The 17,084-nt window shown below is 71.0% G+C and carries 18 protein-coding genes; 5 read left to right on the top strand and 13 right to left on the bottom strand.

The window, feature by feature from the left end; all coding sequences use genetic code 11:
* Positions 1-48: 48 nt before the first annotated feature.
* The 5 genes from ACFQ87_RS03930 to ACFQ87_RS03910 all read right to left on the bottom strand — a co-directional run bounded on the left by ACFQ87_RS03930 (position 49) and on the right by ACFQ87_RS03910 (position 5,203).
* A complete protein-coding gene (locus ACFQ87_RS03930) occupies positions 49-1,560 on the bottom strand; it encodes a sensor histidine kinase (protein ID WP_380608963.1) in 1,512 nt (503 codons plus the stop codon).
* A 12-nt stretch (positions 1,561-1,572) separates the two neighbouring features.
* Positions 1,573-2,400, bottom strand: a complete 828-nt coding sequence (locus ACFQ87_RS03925) for a response regulator transcription factor (RefSeq protein WP_380608962.1) — start codon at positions 2,398-2,400, stop codon at positions 1,573-1,575.
* Between the two features lie 186 nt (positions 2,401-2,586).
* Entirely contained in the window at positions 2,587-3,063 is a 477-nt protein-coding gene (locus tag ACFQ87_RS03920; protein WP_380608961.1) for a carboxymuconolactone decarboxylase family protein, read from the bottom strand.
* A 143-nt stretch (positions 3,064-3,206) separates the two neighbouring features.
* Positions 3,207-4,391 carry a damage-control phosphatase ARMT1 family protein gene (locus tag ACFQ87_RS03915; protein WP_380608960.1) on the bottom strand — a complete coding sequence of 395 codons (1,185 nt, stop codon included), beginning with the start codon at positions 4,389-4,391 and terminating at the stop codon, positions 3,207-3,209.
* A 53-nt stretch (positions 4,392-4,444) separates the two neighbouring features.
* The gene (locus tag ACFQ87_RS03910) at positions 4,445-5,203 is read right to left on the bottom strand and encodes a helix-turn-helix domain-containing protein (RefSeq protein ID WP_380608959.1); all 759 of its coding nucleotides are present in this window, start codon (positions 5,201-5,203) and stop codon (positions 4,445-4,447) included.
* A gap of 248 nt (positions 5,204-5,451) precedes the next feature.
* On the opposite strand from ACFQ87_RS03910, the gene ACFQ87_RS03905 reads away from it, so the two are divergent.
* Both ACFQ87_RS03905 and ACFQ87_RS03900 read left to right on the top strand, forming a co-directional pair.
* Positions 5,452-6,114: a DUF4097 family beta strand repeat-containing protein gene (locus ACFQ87_RS03905; RefSeq protein WP_380608958.1), complete on the top strand. Its 663-nt coding sequence runs from the start codon at positions 5,452-5,454 to the stop codon at positions 6,112-6,114.
* Between the two features lie 47 nt (positions 6,115-6,161).
* Positions 6,162-6,974, top strand: coding sequence for an alpha/beta fold hydrolase (locus ACFQ87_RS03900; RefSeq protein ID WP_380608957.1), 813 nt, complete (start codon positions 6,162-6,164; stop codon positions 6,972-6,974).
* 183 nt (positions 6,975-7,157) lie between these two features.
* On the opposite strand, the gene ACFQ87_RS03895 is transcribed toward ACFQ87_RS03900, so the two are convergent.
* Both ACFQ87_RS03895 and ACFQ87_RS03890 read right to left on the bottom strand, forming a co-directional pair.
* The gene (locus tag ACFQ87_RS03895) at positions 7,158-7,664 is read right to left on the bottom strand and encodes a His/Gly/Thr/Pro-type tRNA ligase C-terminal domain-containing protein (RefSeq protein ID WP_380608956.1); all 507 of its coding nucleotides are present in this window, start codon (positions 7,662-7,664) and stop codon (positions 7,158-7,160) included.
* A gap of 72 nt (positions 7,665-7,736) precedes the next feature.
* Complete coding sequence (locus ACFQ87_RS03890; protein ID WP_380608955.1) at positions 7,737-8,162, bottom strand: hypothetical protein; 426 nt, start codon at positions 8,160-8,162, stop codon at positions 7,737-7,739.
* A 269-nt stretch (positions 8,163-8,431) separates the two neighbouring features.
* Here ACFQ87_RS03890 and ACFQ87_RS03885 point away from each other — a divergent pair, with 269 nt between their 5' ends.
* Complete coding sequence (locus ACFQ87_RS03885) at positions 8,432-9,658, top strand: cytochrome P450 (protein ID WP_380608954.1); 1,227 nt, start codon at positions 8,432-8,434, stop codon at positions 9,656-9,658.
* An 8-nt stretch (positions 9,659-9,666) separates the two neighbouring features.
* Positions 9,667-9,861: a ferredoxin gene (locus ACFQ87_RS03880; RefSeq protein ID WP_380608953.1), complete on the top strand. Its 195-nt coding sequence runs from the start codon at positions 9,667-9,669 to the stop codon at positions 9,859-9,861.
* A 5-nt stretch (positions 9,862-9,866) separates the two neighbouring features.
* On the opposite strand, the gene ACFQ87_RS03875 is transcribed toward ACFQ87_RS03880, so the two are convergent.
* From ACFQ87_RS03875 to ACFQ87_RS03855, 5 genes are all read right to left on the bottom strand, one after another.
* The gene (locus ACFQ87_RS03875) at positions 9,867-10,376 is read right to left on the bottom strand and encodes a GNAT family N-acetyltransferase (RefSeq protein WP_380608952.1); all 510 of its coding nucleotides are present in this window, start codon (positions 10,374-10,376) and stop codon (positions 9,867-9,869) included.
* Positions 10,377-10,454: 78 nt separating this feature from the next.
* Entirely contained in the window at positions 10,455-12,605 is a 2,151-nt protein-coding gene (locus ACFQ87_RS03870) for a transglycosylase domain-containing protein (protein WP_380608951.1), read from the bottom strand.
* Between the two features lie 749 nt (positions 12,606-13,354).
* A complete protein-coding gene (locus ACFQ87_RS03865) occupies positions 13,355-14,476 on the bottom strand; it encodes a hypothetical protein (protein WP_380608950.1) in 1,122 nt (373 codons plus the stop codon).
* A 41-nt stretch (positions 14,477-14,517) separates the two neighbouring features.
* Positions 14,518-15,597: a hypothetical protein gene (locus ACFQ87_RS03860; protein ID WP_380608949.1), complete on the bottom strand. Its 1,080-nt coding sequence runs from the start codon at positions 15,595-15,597 to the stop codon at positions 14,518-14,520.
* Between the two features lie 183 nt (positions 15,598-15,780).
* Entirely contained in the window at positions 15,781-16,158 is a 378-nt protein-coding gene (locus ACFQ87_RS03855) for a DUF4267 domain-containing protein (RefSeq protein ID WP_380608948.1), read from the bottom strand.
* Positions 16,159-16,260: 102 nt separating this feature from the next.
* On the opposite strand from ACFQ87_RS03855, the gene ACFQ87_RS03850 reads away from it, so the two are divergent.
* Positions 16,261-16,830, top strand: coding sequence for a TetR/AcrR family transcriptional regulator (locus ACFQ87_RS03850; RefSeq protein ID WP_380608947.1), 570 nt, complete (start codon positions 16,261-16,263; stop codon positions 16,828-16,830).
* 51 nt (positions 16,831-16,881) lie between these two features.
* Here ACFQ87_RS03850 and ACFQ87_RS03845 read toward each other — a convergent pair whose 3' ends face one another.
* Positions 16,882-17,082 carry a DUF397 domain-containing protein gene (locus ACFQ87_RS03845; protein ID WP_380608946.1) on the bottom strand — a complete coding sequence of 67 codons (201 nt, stop codon included), beginning with the start codon at positions 17,080-17,082 and terminating at the stop codon, positions 16,882-16,884.
* Positions 17,083-17,084: the final 2 nt, after the last annotated feature.

Raw genomic sequence — 17,084 nt, 5'->3', positions numbered from 1 at the left:
CCGGAAACGCGGAACCGCAGGGCGGGCCGGGAGGGAGTCGACGAAGACTCAGGAAAGCCGGTCGCCATTCGTGGGCAGTTCGACCCGGAACGTGGCGCCCGCGCCCGGTGCGGTGTCCAGGGTGAGGGTGCCGCCGTGTGCTCGGGTGAGGGCAGTCGCGATGGCGAGGCCGAGTCCGCCGCCGCCGCCGTTGTCGCGGCTGCGGGAGGCGTCGACGCGGTAGAAGCGGTCGAAGACGCGCTGGGCCTGTTCCTCGGTGAGGCCGGGGCCGGCGTCGACGACCTCCAGCAGGCAGACCCCGTCGGCCCCGCCGCCGACCCCGATCCGCACCGGGGTGCCGGGCGGGGTGTGCTTGACCGCGTTGCCGACCAGGTTGGTGACCACCTGCCGCAGCCGCGCCTCGTCGCCGAGGACGGGCGCCGCGCCTGGGGCGCCCGTGCCGGAGGGGCCGGTGAGGGCGACGGGGCGGCTCGGGTCGAGGGCGGTGAGGTCGTGCAGCGCGTCGGCGGCGAGGGTGCGCAGGTCCATCGGGGCGAGATCGAGCGGGCGTTCCTCGTCCAGCCGGGCGAGCACCAGCAGGTCCTCGACCAGGGTGCCCATCCGGACGGCCTCGCTCTCGATCCGGGTCATGGTCCGCTTGACGTCCGCGTCGGTGGGCAGCGCGCCCATCCGGTACAGCTCGGCGAAGCCGCGGATGCCGGCCAGCGGGGTGCGCAGCTCGTGCGAGGCATCGGCGACGAAGGCCCGCATCCGTGCCTCGGACTCGGCGCGGGCGGCGAAGGCCGCCTCGATCTGGGTGAGCATGCCGTTGAGCGCGATCGACAGCCGTCCGACTTCGGTGCCCGGGGAGAGTTCGGGCATCCGGTGGGAGAGTTCGCCGGCCGCGATCCGGGCGGCGCCCGCCTCGATCCGGCGCAGCGGCCGCAGTCCGGCCCGTACGGCGAAGAAGCCGAGTGCGGCGATCAGCAGCAGCACGGCGCCGCCGATCGCCAGGAAGGAGGTGCGCAGCTTGCCGATGGTGGCGTCGATGTCCTCGCGGGAGACGGCCACCATGACGTAGGTCGGGGTGGTGGTCGGCGAGGCGTAGGCGCCGATGCCGGTGGTGGGGGTGCGGGGTGCCCGCAGCGGCAGCACCAGCACCCGCCAGCTGTGGTGGCCGCGCTGGTCGGGCAGGTCGAAGGGGACGTCAGGGGCGGTCCGGGTCGGGTCCAGCCCGGCCAGTTGGGGTGCCGGGTCGGTGTCCGAGACGGGCTGGACCATGAGTGCCTGGACCTTGCCGTCCGAGGACAGGTACTGGACCAGGTACTGGCTGGGCAGGCTGATCCGCCGCCCGGTGACGGCGGGCTTGCCGGCGTCCGGTGCGGTGAGCCGGCCGGGGGGTTTGCGGGACAGCGGCAGCCCGTACCGCTGGAGCTGTTCGTCCAGCTGCTCCACCAGCTGTCCCCGTACGGTGCCGAGCACGAAGGTGTCGCTGACCGCGAGCCCGGTGGTGACCAGCGCGAGTGCGAGGACCAGCAGCCGGGCGCGCAGCGACAGCCTGGAGGAGAACCGGGCGAACACGGGCGGGTCCGGTCAGCCCTGCGGGGGGCGGCGCAGCGCGTAGCCGATGCCGCGGACGGTGTGGATCAGCTTGGGGCCGTGGGCCGGGCCGGAGTCGAGCTTGCGGCGCAGGTAGGAGATGTAGGACTCGACGATGGAGAGGTCGCCGCCGAAGTCGTAGGCCCAGACGTGGTCGAGGATCTGCGACTTGGACACCACCCGGCCGACGTTGGCCATCAGGTAGTGCAGCAGCTTGAACTCGGTCGGGGAGAGCGCGACGGGGGTGCCGGCCCGGGTGACCTCGTGGGCGACCGGGTCGAGGCTGAGGTCGGCGACCACCAGCCGGCCGTCCTCGGCGGGCCCGCCGGCCCGGCGCAGGATCGCGCGGATGCGGGCGATCAGCTCTTCCAGGCTGAAGGGCTTGGTGACGTAGTCGTCCGCGCCGGCGGCCAGGCCCTGCACCTTGTCGCCGACGCCGTCCTTGGCGGTGAGGAACAGCACCGGCAGGTGGTCGCCGGGGTGCCCGTGCGCGGGGCCGGCGATCTGGCCGCGGGTGGTGCGCTCGCGCAGCTTCTCGACGACGGTGAAGCCGTCGAGGTCGGGCAGCATGACGTCGAGGACCACCAGGTCCGGGCGCTCGACGGCGATCAGCTCCAGTGCCTCGGTCCCGCTCGCGGCGGAGGCGACCCGGAATCCGGAGAAGCGCAGCGAGGCGGCGAGCAGTTCGCGGATGTTCGGCTCGTCGTCCACGACGAGGAGGAAGGCCTCGCCCTGGCCCCCGGCCACGGTGGAGCCGCCCGGTGTGGTGACAGTGCCTTGCACGGGGGTTTCGCCTCCCGGTCGGACGATGACGTTCAGCATGAGGCTAGCTCTCGGAGGCTATGCGGCATGGATGAATGTTGGATTAACACCTTATCGGTCGGTTTTTGGGCGACATAGCCCACAGGGGTGGGCTCGGTGGTGTGCGCACGGGCTTCGGGGGTCGGCGGGGAACGCCGACGGCCGGGGAGGGGGCTCCCCGGCCGTCGGTGCGGTGGCGACGGGCTCTCAGTGCTGGGCGAACTGGCCGGGCCGGTAGTCGCCGGCGGGCTGTCGGATCATGACGTTGGCCCGGTTGAAGGCGTTGATCAGCGCGATGACGCAGACCAGCGCCGCGAGCTGCTCCTCGTCGTAGTGCTTCGCCGCGTTCGCCCAGGCCTCGTCGCTGACCCCGCCCCCGTCGGCCAGCCGGCTGCCCTGCTCGGCCAGCTCCAGGGCGGCCCGCTCGGCGTCGGTGAAGACGGTGGCCTCGCGCCACACCGCCACCAGGTTGAGCTTGGTCGCCTCCTCACCGGCGTGCACGGCGTCCTTGAAGTGCATGTCGACGCAGAAGCCGCAGCCGTTGATCTGGCTGGCCCGCAGTCGCACCAGCTCCTGGGTCACGTACGGCAGGGTCGAGTCGGCGAGCGGCTTGTTGGCCGCGATGAGGTGCTTGTAGACCTTGCCCATGACCGGGCTGGCGAAGGCGTTCAGACGGGCTTCCATGGTGTGCTCCCTCTCGTTGCTGCTCACTCGTCGCTGCTCACTCGTTGCCGCTTTCGGCGTCTTGCCCTTTAAGACACGGCAGCCGGGAGGGTTGTGACAGCCGCCGGTGTGTCCCGCGTCACTCCGCTCGCGCGCAAGGACTCTCAAGTGCCGCGGTTGACCTGGACGACGGCATGGCGACCGCTGGTGCGCCATGCCTCGCCCGTACCGTCCAGGGCGGCGGCGGTGGCCGCGTCGAGGCCGACGATCACGTCCGACTTCAGCGTCCGCAGGGCGGCGACCGGGGACGGGAAGTGGCCGGTGACCCCGGCGAAGGAGGTGGTCGGCGGCCAGAGCCGGTCGCCCACCAGGCGGCGGTAGTTGAGGTCGCCCTTGAGGATCGTCATCACCGCCCCGGCCAGCTCCGCCCGCAGATCGGCGGGCAGGTCCCGGTACGGCAGCGGCGCGCAGAAGAACGGGTGGGTGCGGACCGCGAGTCGGCCACGGTCCAGGGCCCGCCAGAGCCGGCGCCCGATCGCCTCCGCGTGGCCCGGGGCCGCCCGCAGGCGCCGCACCGTAGCGAGGACGTCGGCCATGGTCGCGTCCGAGACGAAGTACGGCTGGGGCTTCACGTACAGGACGACCTCGGCGGCCCGTCCGCCGGTGAGGAGGTGGTCGATCAGCACCAGATCGGGCAGCAGTTCCCGGCCGGCGTTGTCCGCGATCACGGCGACGCGGCCGTCCGGGGCGTCGTCCAGCGCGGCCCAGAGCGCCTCGCTGTCGTCGCACAGCAGGCCGGAGGCCGCCGGGCCGTCGCCCTGCGCGTCACTGCCTTCCTCTGCCGTGATGCGGAAGCTGAGGTCCGCCCGGTTGCCCCACAGCGCGGAGGACAGCAGCGCATCCGCGTGCCGCCGCTCCGCCCCGCCCCCTTCGAACGTGTCGAGGGCCGCCAGTTCGTCGTCCACCGCCGCCCCGGCCAACTCGGCCTCCTTGAAGGGCGCGAACGGGTCGACGCCCTGCCAGGCACCGGGCCCGAAGTAGCCGGTGGCGTCCAACAGCCGCCGGTAGAAGTAGCTCTCCGCCCACAGGAACGGCGCCTCGCCCCACGGGCGCCCCCACAGGCCCTCGCCCCATGCCGACCACTGGACGCGGTCGTGGGCGCCCGCCGGCAGCGGCTCCAGGACGCCGGCGGTGCTCTCCGCCAACAGCCGCTCCAGCGAGGCCCGTTCGGCCGGTCCGTACGGCAGCGCGTCGAGTACCTGTCGGATGAGCTCCGGATGGCGTTCGTGGAACACGCCCCGGGCGAAGGACCCGGGGACGTCGCTACGGATCACGGGTGCGGTCGGCACGGGGAGGTCCTCGCTTCTCTCGCGACTCTTCCGACGGTGGCTCAGGCGGCGGCTCAGGCGGTGCTGTCCTCGGGGGCCTCTTCGCCGCTGTCCGAGGGCGCTTCGGGCTTCGTGTGGAGGATTTCACGGGCCTGCTCGGCGGCCCGGGCGATGCTCTCGGAGACGAAGTCCATGAAGCGGGCGACGTTCTCCAGGCGGGTGCCGGCCGGAGTGGCGGGGCCGAGGACCCCGGCGCCCTGTCGGGCGATCTGGACGAACTGGGCGTTGGCGCGGGCCGTGGACATCATCGACTGGTACCAGACGTCGTCGTCGACCACGTAGCGCTCACGGCGGCGGTCGTCGCGCTCCCGGCGGACGAGGCTCTGGCTCTCCAGGAACGCGATCGCCTTGGAGACGGACGCCGGACTGATCTGCAGGCGCTGGACGAGTTCGGAGGCGGTGAGGCTGCCCGCGTCGGTCGTGAAGAAGCAGGCCAGCACGCGGGCCGTCATCTTGGGCAGGCCCGACTGGATGAAGACGGAGGCGAACATCTCCTCGTACTCGCGCACGGCCTCGGCGTCACGGCCGTGCTCCGACGAGGGCGCGCCCGCCGTCCGGGGTGCGGGCTGCCTACGGCGCTGGGCGCGCTGTTCGGTGGCGCGGTGGGCGAGTTCGGCGCGGTAGCCGGCGGGGCCGCCGTTGCGCATCACCTCGCGCGTGACGGTCGAGGTCGGGCGCTCCAGGCGGCGGGCGATCTCCGCGTAGGCGAGGCCGTCGGCCAGGCCCAGCGCGATCTGCTGGCGTTCCTGCTGGGTGAGTCTGCCTCCCGGCATCGCGGCCTCCTTCGTGGTGTCCGTGGATGGCTTCAGCATAGCGTTCATTTCACATCCATTGCAACGGACGGGATGGCGCTTGTTGCATTCGATTCACACCCACTGCAACGATTTTCCCGCCTTTACCAGCAGCGATGGCGTTTTGACGCAACGAACGTGTTGCCAGATGTGCGAACGCAACGTAGCTTTTCCGTTGTCGAAAACGACGGGCCGACAAGGGGCCCGCCGCCGGAGAAGGAGAAGGAACCATGCAGAAGTTCGCCACCGCCGCTCCGATCGCCGCCGTCCTGGACATCCCCGCCGGCCGCATCCAGTTCATCGCCGCCGACCGCACCGACATCACCGTCGAGGTCCGCCCCGCCAACCCCGGCAAGAACCGCGACGTCCAGACCGCCGAGCAGACCGTCGTCTCCTACACCGACGGCGTCCTGCGCATCCACACCGCCGAGGCCAAGAACCCGCTGCTGGGCCCCGGCGCCGTCGAGGTCACCGTCCAGCTGCCCGCCGGCTCCCGCGTCGAGGCCCGCACCGACAGCTGCGAACTGCGCGTCGTCGGCCGCCTGGGCGACGTCGACTTCCAGGGCGCCTACCGCCAGATCAAGATCGACGAGACCGCGAGCCTGCGCCTGAAGGCCGTCGACGGCGACATCGAGATCGGCCGCCTCACCGGACCCGCCACCATCAGCACCGCCCGCGGCGACATCCGCGTCACCGAGGCCGTACGAGGCACCCTCACCCTGCGCACCGAGATGGGCAGCATCACCGTCGGCGCCGCCGCCGGCACCTCCGCCACCCTCGACGCCGGCACCAGCCACGGCCGCGTCACCAACTCCCTGCGCAACGACGGCACCACCGACCTCGACATCCACGCCACCACCAACCACGGCGACATCACCGCCCGCAGCCTCTGAACCCCCACCCCCGTCAACCGCTCCATAGCGCGAAGGAAGCCCCCGCCATGACCAGCACGCTGCACTTCGCCCCCGCCTGGACCGGCATGGTCGAGGTCGACGACACCGCCCTGGCCGTCACCGACACCGGCGGCTCCGGCACCCCGGTCGTCTACCTCAACGGCTCCTACGCCGACCAGTCCCACTGGCGCCGCGTCATCGCCGACCTCGGCCCCGGCTACCGCCACATCACCTTCGACGAGCGCGCCCGCGGCAAGTCCCGCACCGCCGGCGACTACTCCTTCGAGGCCTGCCTGCGCGACCTCGACGCCGTCCTGACCGCCCGCGGCGTCGAGCGGCCCATCCTGGTCGGCTGGTCCTACGGCGCCCTGATCGCCGTCCACTGGGCCGCCCGCAACCCCCACCGCACCCTCGGCGCGGTGTCCGTGGACGGCGCCTACCCCACCGACCCGATCGACGACGCCACCCGCATCCAGGTCCGCGGCCTCTTCCGCCGCCTCAGCCCGATCTTCCCGATCGCCCGCCGCCTGGGCATGGCCGCCCGGATGAGCGCCGCCCAGCACGCCGAGATCAACCTCGAACTCATCGACCTGTGCTCCCCCGCCGCCCTGAACCCCGTCCTCGACCGGGTGAGCGTCCCCACCCGCTACGTCATGGCCAGCGGCGGCAACCTCGGCGCCGACGCCAAGACGATGGAGAAGCTGCGCGCCGACCTCACCCCCGTGCTCGCCCGCAACCCCCACATCAGCGTCCACGCCAGAGTCCCCAGCAACCACTCCAAGATCCTGCGCAAGGACTCCCCCGCCGTCGCCGACGCCATCCGCGGCCTCACCACCACCCACGACCAGCAGGCCGCGTGAGGCCGCTCCCGTCGACTTCCAGCAAGGAACCGGCGATCCGAGCCATCCGCAGCACGAACAACTCCGCGAGCCCAAGTTCTAGTTGGCCAGTACGCCGGGTTCTGTCCCCCGTCGAACCCTCCTCCGTCGAACCCTCCCGCCGGCGGCCCCTTGCGAAGAGCAAGGGGCCGCCGCGCCCGTTGCTCACACCGCGGCGGTCAGCAACTTCCGGACGTGTTCCGCCGCCTCCGCCACCGGGACGGCCCGGGTCTCGCCGGTGGCCCGGGTGGTGACCTCGACCGTCCCCCCGGCGAGGCCACGGGCGCCGACCGTGACCCGGTAGGGGATGCCGACCAGCCCGGCGTCGCGGAACTTCACACCCGGGCGCTCGTCGCGGTCGTCCAGCAGCACGTCGATCCGCTCATCCCGCAGCCGCCGGTAGAGGCTCTCGGCAGTCACTGCCGCCTCCGCGTCGCCACCACCGAGGACCACGACGGCCACCTCGAAGGGAGCGACCGAGACGGGCCAGACGATGCCCTTGTCATCGTGGTGGGTCTCCACGATCGCGGCCAACGCGCGTTCCACGCCGGTCCCGTAGCTGCCCGTGATCGGGACGACGCGCCCGCCGTCCGGGCCCAGCACGGAGATGCCGAGGGCCTCGGTGTACTTGCGGCCGAGCTTGAAGATGTGGCCCACCTCGATGGTGGCCACTTAGCCGCCCCCGGAAGCGCCGGATGGCCGGGTGCCGCGGGTGCGGACCGGCCATCTGCGGGGCGTGGAGCGTCAGTTGGGCTTGGGGAAGGCGGTGCTCAGGGCGGCGCCACGGGTGAGGACTGCGACCGGGACCAGGGCGAGGGCGGAGAGGCCCTGGAGGACGGCGTACCAGGGCGGGCAGAGGCCGGGGATCAGATCAACGCCGATGATGGCGATCGGCATCACGGTGGTGAGGGTCCGGACGCGGTCGAAGGCCCGGTAGGAGCCCTCGGCGGCGCGGGCCAGGATACGGAGCAGTACCAGGGCGATCGCGGGGAAGAGGGCGCCGCGGATCCACATGAACGGCGTCGTCCCGTGGCCGAGGGAGGCCATCACGGCGACGGTGGCGAGGACGATGACGCCGACGGTGGCGAAGAGCGTGACGCACTTCCTCGCGGTGGTGAAGGCGTCCTGGGTGCGGGAGTTGTCGAGGTTCGCCGGCTCGGTCGTGGCCATGGTGTCCGTTCCTCCGTGTCGCGGTGCTGGTGTGGCTACGACGCTACGGAGCGGGCGACCGGGCCGACACGGGTCTGGCCCCCCAGCTGGGGTGGGGCCAGACCCACCCGTCAGGCGCGGCCGGGGCGGCGGTGGCCGAGGGCGGCGAGGGTGAAGAGCAGCCCGCCAACCAATTGACTGATGAAACGTCAAACACATTGATTCATACGCGACTTGAAGCTACTCAACGCCGTCATTCGCGGACGGACCATCTGGCATGATTGATGGTCGTGACAGCTACCGGCAGCCGATCGAGCGAGGCCCCCGCCTATCCGATGGCACGCGGCTGCCCCTACCGGATGCCCGACGGCTACGAACGGCTTCGCGCGGACGGGCCGTTGTCACGGGTGACGCTGTACGACGGCCGGGAGGTCTGGCTGGTCTCCGGGAGCGCGGAGGGCCGCGCCCTGCTGCTCGATCCCCGGGTCTCCGTCGATGTCCGGCACCCGTCCTTCCCCGCCCTGACCCCGCAGTCCGCCGAGCAGGCCGAGGCCGGGTTCTCGCCCCCGCTCAGCGGCGTCGACGACCCCGAACACGCCCACCAACGGCGGATGGTGATCCCTGCCTTCGGCGTCCGGCGGATCGCCGCGCTACGTCCGAGGATCGAGGAGCTCGCCGAAGGGCTGGTCGACGCGATGCTCGCCCGGGGCGACCGGGCCGACCTGGTCTGCGCGTACTCGCTGCCACTGGCCTGCGCGGCCAACTTCGCGCTGCTGGGCGTCCCCGAGGACGACGGCCGCTACATCGCGGAGCGCACCCGCCAGGTGCTCGCCCCCTCCGACGGGAACGCCCCCGGGGAGGCCGGGAAGCTCTTCGGCGAGATCCTGACCCGCCTGCGCGACCTCATCGCGCGCAAGGAGCAGCAGCCCGGCACCGGGCTGATCGACGACCTCCTGGCGGCCCGGCCGGACGAGGGCGGCATGGAAGGCGACCAGCTGGTGGCGCTCTGCGCGATCCTGCTGACCGGCGGCGACGACACCACCTCCAGCACCATCGCCACCGCGACCCTCGCCCTGCTCGAACACCCCGACCAACTCGAAAAGCTGCGCCGCGAACCGGAGTTGACACCCGGCGCGGTCGACGAACTCACCCGGCTCACCTCGGTCGCGGACGTACTGCCCCGCGTCGCCACCGCGGACATCGAGCTCGCCGGGCACACCATCCGGGACGGCGACGGCGTCCTCGTCTCGCTGATGCTGATGAACCGGGACCCCGACACCTGGCAGGAGCCCGACGCCCTGGACATCCACCGCAAGGCCGGCCGACACGTCGCCTTCGGGTACGGCATCCACCAGTGCGTCGGCCAGAACCTCGCCCGGGCCGTCATCGAGACGGCACTGACCGTCCTGCTCCGCCGCGTCCCCACCCTGCGGCTCGCCGTACCCGCCGACCAGGTACGGGCCAATCCCCCGTACGTGCTGCAGGGCAGCCTGTCCGAGCTGCCGGTCGCCTGGTAGGAGGCGCCGTGGACATCGAGCTCGACACCGGCCGGTGCATCGGCGCGGCCATGTGCACCCGCCACGCGCCCGAGGTGTTCTCCCAGGACGACGAGGGCGTCGTGGAACTCCTCCCGGGCGGCGCGGCCCGGTCCGGCGACCCGATGGTCCGAGAGGCGGCGGAGGCCTGCCCGGTGCAGGCCATCACCCTGAACGCGGGCTGAAGTCGTCAGCCGAGGGTGCGCTGCATCAGGACGGTGTCGATCCATCGGTCGTGCTTGAAGCCGACGGCGGACAGCCGGCCCGCATCGGTGAAGCCGTACCGGCGGTGGAGCGCGACCGAGGCGTCGCTGCCGGAGTCGGCGATGACGGCCACCACCTGCCGCAGGTCGGTCTCGCCACAGGCTGCCAGCAGGGCTTCCAGCAGGGCGCCGCCGAGGCCCCGACCGGTGTGGGCGGGAGCGAGGTAGATCGAGTTCTCGGCGGTGTACCGGTAGGCGGGCTTGGGCCGCCAGGGAGCCGCGTACGCGTAGCCGGCGACCTCGCCGGACACCTCGGCGATCAGGAACGGGAGCCCCCGGGCGGCGAGGTCCTCGAACCGCTGCTGCCAGACGGCGGGCGCGGGCGGCGTCTCGTCGAAGGTGATCACGGTGTCGCGGACGTAGTGCGCGTAGATCCCGGCCACGGTGCCCAGGTCGGCCGGGACGGCGGGGCGGATCACTGCGTCTATGGCTGTCATGGCCGGGATTGTAGGAGGTGCCGATTCGCCCATCGGCGGCCCCTCGCCAAGAGCAAGGAGCCGCCGGTGGGACCGTCGTCAGTCCTCCGAGTCGGGCGGGGTGGTGCCGCGCGGGGTGGTGCCGCGCGGGGTGGTGCCGCGCGGGGTGGCGGGCGGCGTGGCCGTGCCGGTCCCGGTGTTGCTCGGGTCGGGCTTGGACGTCGGGTCGGGCTTGACCACCGGGTCGGGGATGTCGGCCATCGGCAGGGACTGCTCGGGCGTGCCGCGCAGGGCCTGGTTCATGGCCATCTGCCAGATCGGGCCGGGGCCGTCGGCGCCGAACACCTCGCCGTGGTAGTGCCCGTTGATGGTGATGTCGCGCATCTCGACGCCGCCGGCGGGACCGCCGAGCCAGACGGCGGTGGCGAGCTGCGGGGTGTAGCCGTCGAACCAGGCGGCCTTCTTGTGGTCCGAGGTGCCGGTCTTGCCGGCGATCTGCCGGTCGTCATCCAGGTTGAGCGCGGCGCCGGTGCCCTTGTTCTCGGTCACGCCGTTCAGGACGGTGTTCAGCGCTCGTGCCGTCGTCTCGGAGAACACCTTCTCGCAGTGGCCGGCCGGGACGGGGACGTCCTTGCCGTCCACGGTGGTGATCCTGTTGATGGCGATCGTGGCGCAGTGCGTGCCTTCGGCGGCGAAGGTCGCGTAGACGTTGGCCATGGTCAGCGGGCTCATCTCCTCGACGCCCAGGGCCATCGCGGGGACCTCCTCCAGCGGCTTGCCGCTGGCCTTGGTGGTGATGCCGAGCTTGTTGGCCATCTGCTTGACCGCGCAGAGGCCGATCTCCTGCTCCATCTGCACGAAGTAGGTGTTGACCGAGAGCGCCATCGCCATCTTCAGCTGGTAGGGGCCCTTCTCGCTGGCGGATTCGTTGGGCACCACCGTCTTGGGCCGGGCCTCGTTCTTCCAGGTCCCCTCGCAGGTCTTCATCGTCGGGTACTCGAGCGAGTTCGGGGCCGAGTACTCCTGGATCGGCGACAGCCCCGCCTCCAGTGCCGCGGCCGCGACGATCGGCTTGAAGGTCGAACCGGGCTGGAAGCCGTTGCCGCCGCCCATCGAGGCGTCGACGTTGAGGTTGACGACGGTCTGGTTCTTCTCCGTCACCAGACCGTACGGCCGGGTCTGGGCCATCGCCAGGATCTTGCCGGTGCCGGGCTCGACCATGGTGGCGGCGGCGGAGACGGTGTCGGTGACCCGCACGTTGTCGCTCACCGCTTTCTGGGCGGCGGCCTGCTTGTCCGGGTCCAGCGTGGTGTAGATGTTCAGACCGCCGGTGTCCCAGAGCTTCTTGCGCTCCTCGGCGCTCTTGCCGAAGGCCGGGTCCTGCTTGACCACGTGGCGGACGTAGTCGCAGAAGAAGCCCATGCCGGCCTGGGCGGTGATGCAGCCGTTCCGCGGCTCCTTGTACTTCAGGCCCAGCGGGGCGGCCTTCGCCTCCTTCGCCTGGTCGGCGGTGATGTGCTTGTTCTCCACCATCTTGTCGATGACGGTGTCCCGGCGCTTCTGGGCAGCCTGCGGGTGCAGCTTCGGGTCGTACTGCGACGGGTTCTGCACCAGACCGGCGAGGGTGGCGGCCTCGGCGATGGTCAGGTCCTTGTTGCTCTTGCTGAAGTAGCGCTGGGACGCGGCCTCCACGCCGTAGGCGCCGTTCCCGTAGAAGGTGATGTTGAGGTAGTTGGTGAGGATCTGATCCTTCGGCAGGTCCTCCTCCAGTTTGATCGCGACCTTGAGCTCCTGGATCTTGCGGCCCAGGGTCTTGCGCTGGGCCTCCAGGACGGCGTCCTTGTCGTCGCCGGCCTTCTCCACGTTGACGTTCTTCACGTACTGCTGGGTCAGCGTGGAGGCGCCCTGGGCGGCGGTGCCGCTCTCCGCGTTCTTGCTGAGCGCGCGCAGGACACCCTTGAGGTCGACGGCGCCGTGCTCGTAGAACCGGGCGTCCTCGATGTCGACCTGGGCCTGCCGCATGAACGGCGACATCTGGTCGGCGGTGAGGACGGTGCGGTCGCGCTCGTAGACCTTGGCGATCAGGCCGCCCTTGGCGTCGAAGATCTGCGTCGCCTGGGTCAGCGGCGGGGTCTTGAAGTCGTCGGGGATGTCGTCGAAGCCCTCCGCCGTGCTCTTGGCGGTCAGCCCGATGCCGCCGGCGACGGGCAGGACGAGGCCCGCCAGCAGCACACCGGACAGGACACTCACACCCAGGAAGGTCGCACCGAACCGGGCCAGCCGAAGCGGCCCGTTGCGGGACGGGCGGAGATCCGCGTCATCGGACGAATTCCGTATCGGAGGGAGATTCGATTCCATTCCGGAATGCTAACCCTGGAACCCCGCCGGTCGAACGGTTTTTCGCGCGCGACCGTCACGGCTCTGCAACAGTCCCCGGAATCGACCCGGGCGCGTAATATCGCACACGAACTGAATGAATATGACGGAATTCCGCAGACTGAACAGAATTCAACCCGCCCCGCGTGCGCGCCTCTCCCCTCCCGCAGCCCTCCCATCACTCTGATGCCGCGAGCGGGGCGAAACGTTGCATGCGTCCGGGCAACCCGGCCCGAGCGCGGTGGCCGCCACCCACCCCCACCGGGGCGCCGGACCCGCCCCCCGGACCGGCGGACCACCCTCGCCCTGTCCGCCCGACCGATGACGGCACCTGCCTTGCCGGTTATGCGTCCAGATCTCCGTTCTAGGGGAGTTCCGACCCAGTTTTCGGCAATGCGACGTCAACCACCCCGCAGCACTTCGCCCCGCCGAGCACAAGCTCGGCGGGGCGAAGTGGTCAAGGATCGAATGAACTGGCAGCACCTGAGGAGCAAGGGGCCGCCGGAACGATTCAGAAGTCCCAGCGGTCCGACGTGCCATCCGGAGCGGTGTAACTCAAGTCGGGCGGGCCGACTTCCTGCATGATGTCCTTGCCGCAGCCCGGATGCCGTCCGGCCGGCCGCCTAACGCCCGTTGCCCGCTCCGTGCCGGGTGTCCAGGCAGAGCGCCCACACGTCGGTGTAGGTGTCCGGCGAGGGCGAGCCGCCGACGTGGACCGAGGCCGTCCAGGAGGCGGGTTCGGTGGCCCCGTCGGCGACCGGGGTGCCGGCGGCGTCGCTGGGGTAGCTGCCGGTGAGGTGGGTGCCACCGGAGCCGGCCTTGCTGAAGTCCGTGGTGGTCACGTTGCCACCGCTGGCCGCCGCACCTCCGCTGACCAGGTGCCATTCGCTGTGCCGGCGCTGTTCGTCCGGGGAGTCGCAGCCGACCGTCGCCGTCCGGTGGGTGCCGGCCACCGTCGAGCCGCTGAGTTCGCTGAAGCGCACCTCGGTGGTGATGCCCTTGACGTGCTCGCCTTCGCCGCTGCAGATCGCGTAGGCGTAGGTCGTGTTGCCGCCGTCGCGACCGCCGCCGATGCCGCCGACGGCCGTCCAGGAGTCGGGGTTGGTCTCCCCGTCGGCGGCGGCCTTCTTCCCGAAGTCGTGGGCGGCGTCGTCGAAGGTGGGGAAGCTCGCGATGGGCTTGAGGCTGCCGACGCTCGCCGGGGTGGTGCGGGCGCCGCCGCCGATCAGGAGGGTGCCGGCCGGGCAGGTGGCGGTGACGAGCTTCGCGGTCTGCGAGACCGTCGGGCCGGCGATCTTGTTCATGACGACCTGGGTGTGCCGGATCCGGTTGCTGGACAGGCACAGCGCGTACGGCGTGCTGGAGAAGTCGGGGCTGTAGTTGCTGCCGCTGCCGCCGAAGGCGAGCCAGTGGGTGGCGTCCTGGCCGACGACCCCGGGCGCGCCGGTGAACTCGCTCAGGTCGTCCGCGCCGGGCGCCACGCCCATGACGTGGTTGCCGTTGCCCGCCCGGTCGTCGCCGGTGGTCTGGGTGATGCCACCGCCGGAGACGAGACCGTCCGCGCAGTCGGCGTGCGCGGAGACGCCGGTGAACGGGGTCCCGGGGCCGATGGTGGCGCCGGGGGAGGTGACGGTGACGCTCGCGGTGTCCGCGTAGGCGAGGTGCGGTACGGCCAGGGCGAGCAGCGCGCCCGGGATCGCGGCCTTCGCCAGCGTGGCCGCCCGCAGGGGCCTCTTCGTGGTCATCGGTTCGTGCCTTTCATGGGGGAGGGACTCCGGGGAGCGGCTCAGACGCCGTCGTTGGCGCACAGCGCCCAGGCGTCGGAGTGGGTGCCGCTCGACGCCATCCCGCCGGTGTGGGTGTAGGCCGTCCAGGAGGCCGCACTGGTGGTGCCGTTGCTCACCGGGTTGCCGGAGGAGTCGCTGGGGTAGCTGCCGTTGAGGTGGTCGCCCGCCGAGCCGGGGCCGGTGAAGTCGGTGGTGGTGACGCCTCCCCCGCTGATCGCGGCGCCGCCGCTGACCAGCGTCCCGTCGCCGCTGCCACAGCTGACGGTGGTGGTCTGGCCGGTGCCGCCCGTGGTCGGGCCGCTCGCCTCGCTGAAGCGGACCTTCACGGTGACGCCGCTGACGTTGATGCCGCTGCCGCTGCAGATCGCGTACGCGTAGGTCTCGTTGGAAGCGTTGGTGCTGTTGTCCCAGCCGACCGCGCTCCAGGAGTCGGGGTTGGTGTCCCCGTCGGCGGCGGCCTTCTTCCCGAAGTCGTGCGCGGCGTCGTCGAAGGTGGGGAAGCTCGCGATCGCCTTCAGGTTGCCGGTGTTGCCCGGGGTGACGAGCGCGCCGCCGCCGAGCAGGGCGGAGCCGGACGGGCAGCTCGCGGTGACCAGGCCGACGGTCGCCGCAGTGGTCGGCGTGTTGGCCTTGTTCATCACCACCTGGGTGTGGTTGATCAGGTTGCTGGTCAGGCACATCGCGTAAGGAGTGGTGGAGAAAGCGGAGTTGAGCTGTCCGCCGCTGCCGCCCTTGGCGATCCAGTAGGTGAGGTCGGTGCCGACGACTCCGGTGGTGCCGGTGTACTCGGTGGTCCCGTCCGAGCTGGGCTCGGTGCCCAGCACGTGGTTGCCGTTCGAGCCGGCGCCCGTTCCGGTGGCCTGGTCGATGCCACCCGCCGAGACCAGGCCGCTGCCGCAGTGTGCGCTGGTGGAGATCGACGAGTCGATGGCGGTCGGGCCGAGGGTGGCACCCGGGGTTTGCACCGTGACCGCTGCGGTGTTGGCGTACGCCGTGCCCGGCGCCGCCACGGCGAGCAGGGCGCCGATGAGTAGGGCTTTTCCGGCGGTGAAGCGCCGCTGGCTCTCAACGTCCTGCACTGGGTGGGATGTTGTGCGCTGGTCCATGCCGGTTCCTCCGTGTCGGGTTGCGCGAGGCGGTCCGAATTGAAGCAACGGGCAGATCGTAGGGACTACTGGTCCGGCGTGCAGGGCGAACCGCGCCGAACTGGGTGATTCACCAGCGGCGCGGCCCCGACCCCGAGTGCTGCTGGCGCGGCTCGGCTACGCGACGAGCAGGAGCAGGCTACTCACCAGCGTCACGGCGGCGGTGGCGCCGTGGACGCCGTAAGCGGCCGCCTTGGGCCCGTTGTTGCGCAACACGGTCAGCATGTCCCCGACGGGAATGCCGGTGGCGGCCAGCATGAACCAGCCCAGCAGGTGGTGCGTCGCTCCAGCCAGCAGGATGAAGATGAACAGTCCCGAGACGATGTCGCGCGCGGCCTTGACGGACAGCCAGGCCTGGAAGTTGCCGTCCTCGACCGGCGTGCCGGGGATGCCGAAGCCGGCTGAGGCCTGCGGCCGCCAGATCTCCTGCACGCCGACGAGGATGATGCCGACGCCGATCAGTCCGGCGAGCACGTTGGCGATGTTGATGAGCATGCGTTTCCCCCTTGGTGACAGCACCAGCACCTAGCGGCGCTAGCAGTGAGAGCGACGTTACGCTGCCCCCGACAGAATGTCTAGCGTTGCTATCATCAAGTCATGTCCGCCATCAGCAATCGCCGCGAACGTGAACGCGCCCACCGTCATCAGCTGATCGTCACGGCCGCACGCGAACTCGCGGAGGCCGAAGGCTGGGAGGCGGTGACGACAAGACGGCTGGCCGAACGCGTCGAGTACAGCCAGCCGGTGCTGTACAGCCACTTCAACGGCAAGGACGCCATCGTGGGCGCCGTCGCGCTCGACGGATTCAGCGAACTCGCCACGCAACTGCACCGCGCACGGCAGGCCGTCCCCGAACCCAGCCAGGCCCTGCGCGCCGTCTGCCACGCTTACCTGGCGTTCGCGACCGAGCGACCCGCCCTGTACCAGGCGATGTTCATCCTGCCCACCGACTTGAAGTTCGCGAGCGCCGAGACACCACTCCCGATGCGGGCCTGCTTCGAGGAGTTCGTCAGCTGCTTCCGCCCTGACAGCGAGCGACGCGAGTTGTTCGCCGAAGTCACCTGGAGCGCGTTGCACGGCATGGCCGTCCTGGCGGACAGCGGGCGCATCCCGGCGGACTGGCAGGAGGAACGGCTCGACTTCCTCGTCGCCCGGATCCGGGACTGAAAGACCATCGGCGGCCTCTTGCGGGGAGCGAGAGGCCGCCGGACCGATTCGCTAGGCGCTGGTAGTGATCAGGTGGTCGAACTCGCCCGCCTTGGCACCCTGGAGGAACTTGGCGAACTTGAGGGGCGTGGTGCGGACGATGACGTCACCCTCGTCGGACTCACGGAGTTCGATCAACCCGTCGACGGCCCGAACCTCAACGCAGTTGAGGTTCGCCTCGCTGAAGCTGGACTTCCGCCATGTACTCGTCATGA

It is taken from the genome of Kitasatospora sp. NPDC056531 (assembly GCF_042794375.1).
Taxonomy (GTDB): Bacteria; Actinomycetota; Actinomycetes; order Streptomycetales; family Streptomycetaceae; genus Kitasatospora.
The sequence above is the reverse complement of the archived record's forward strand: the minus strand, read 5'-3'. Positions and strand labels throughout refer to the sequence as shown.

What these genes read in the sequence shown, in the direction of transcription:
- ACFQ87_RS03845 (WP_380608946.1), bottom strand. Translation starts at nt 17,082, where the DNA reads ATGACGAGTACATGGCGGAAGTCCAGCTTCAGCGAGGCGAACCTCAAC.
- ACFQ87_RS03900 (WP_380608957.1), top strand. Translation starts at nt 6,162, where the DNA reads ATGACCAGCACGCTGCACTTCGCCCCCGCCTGGACCGGCATGGTCGAG.
- ACFQ87_RS03865 (WP_380608950.1), bottom strand. Translation starts at nt 14,476, where the DNA reads ATGACCACGAAGAGGCCCCTGCGGGCGGCCACGCTGGCGAAGGCCGCG.
- ACFQ87_RS03905 (WP_380608958.1), top strand. Translation starts at nt 5,452, where the DNA reads ATGCAGAAGTTCGCCACCGCCGCTCCGATCGCCGCCGTCCTGGACATC.
- ACFQ87_RS03890 (WP_380608955.1), bottom strand. Translation starts at nt 8,162, where the DNA reads ATGGCCACGACCGAGCCGGCGAACCTCGACAACTCCCGCACCCAGGAC.
- ACFQ87_RS03850 (WP_380608947.1), top strand. Translation starts at nt 16,261, where the DNA reads ATGTCCGCCATCAGCAATCGCCGCGAACGTGAACGCGCCCACCGTCAT.
- ACFQ87_RS03910 (WP_380608959.1), bottom strand. Translation starts at nt 5,203, where the DNA reads ATGCCGGGAGGCAGACTCACCCAGCAGGAACGCCAGCAGATCGCGCTG.
- ACFQ87_RS03925 (WP_380608962.1), bottom strand. Translation starts at nt 2,400, where the DNA reads ATGCTGAACGTCATCGTCCGACCGGGAGGCGAAACCCCCGTGCAAGGC.
- ACFQ87_RS03920 (WP_380608961.1), bottom strand. Translation starts at nt 3,063, where the DNA reads ATGGAAGCCCGTCTGAACGCCTTCGCCAGCCCGGTCATGGGCAAGGTC.
- ACFQ87_RS03875 (WP_380608952.1), bottom strand. Translation starts at nt 10,376, where the DNA reads ATGACAGCCATAGACGCAGTGATCCGCCCCGCCGTCCCGGCCGACCTG.
- ACFQ87_RS03855 (WP_380608948.1), bottom strand. Translation starts at nt 16,158, where the DNA reads ATGCTCATCAACATCGCCAACGTGCTCGCCGGACTGATCGGCGTCGGC.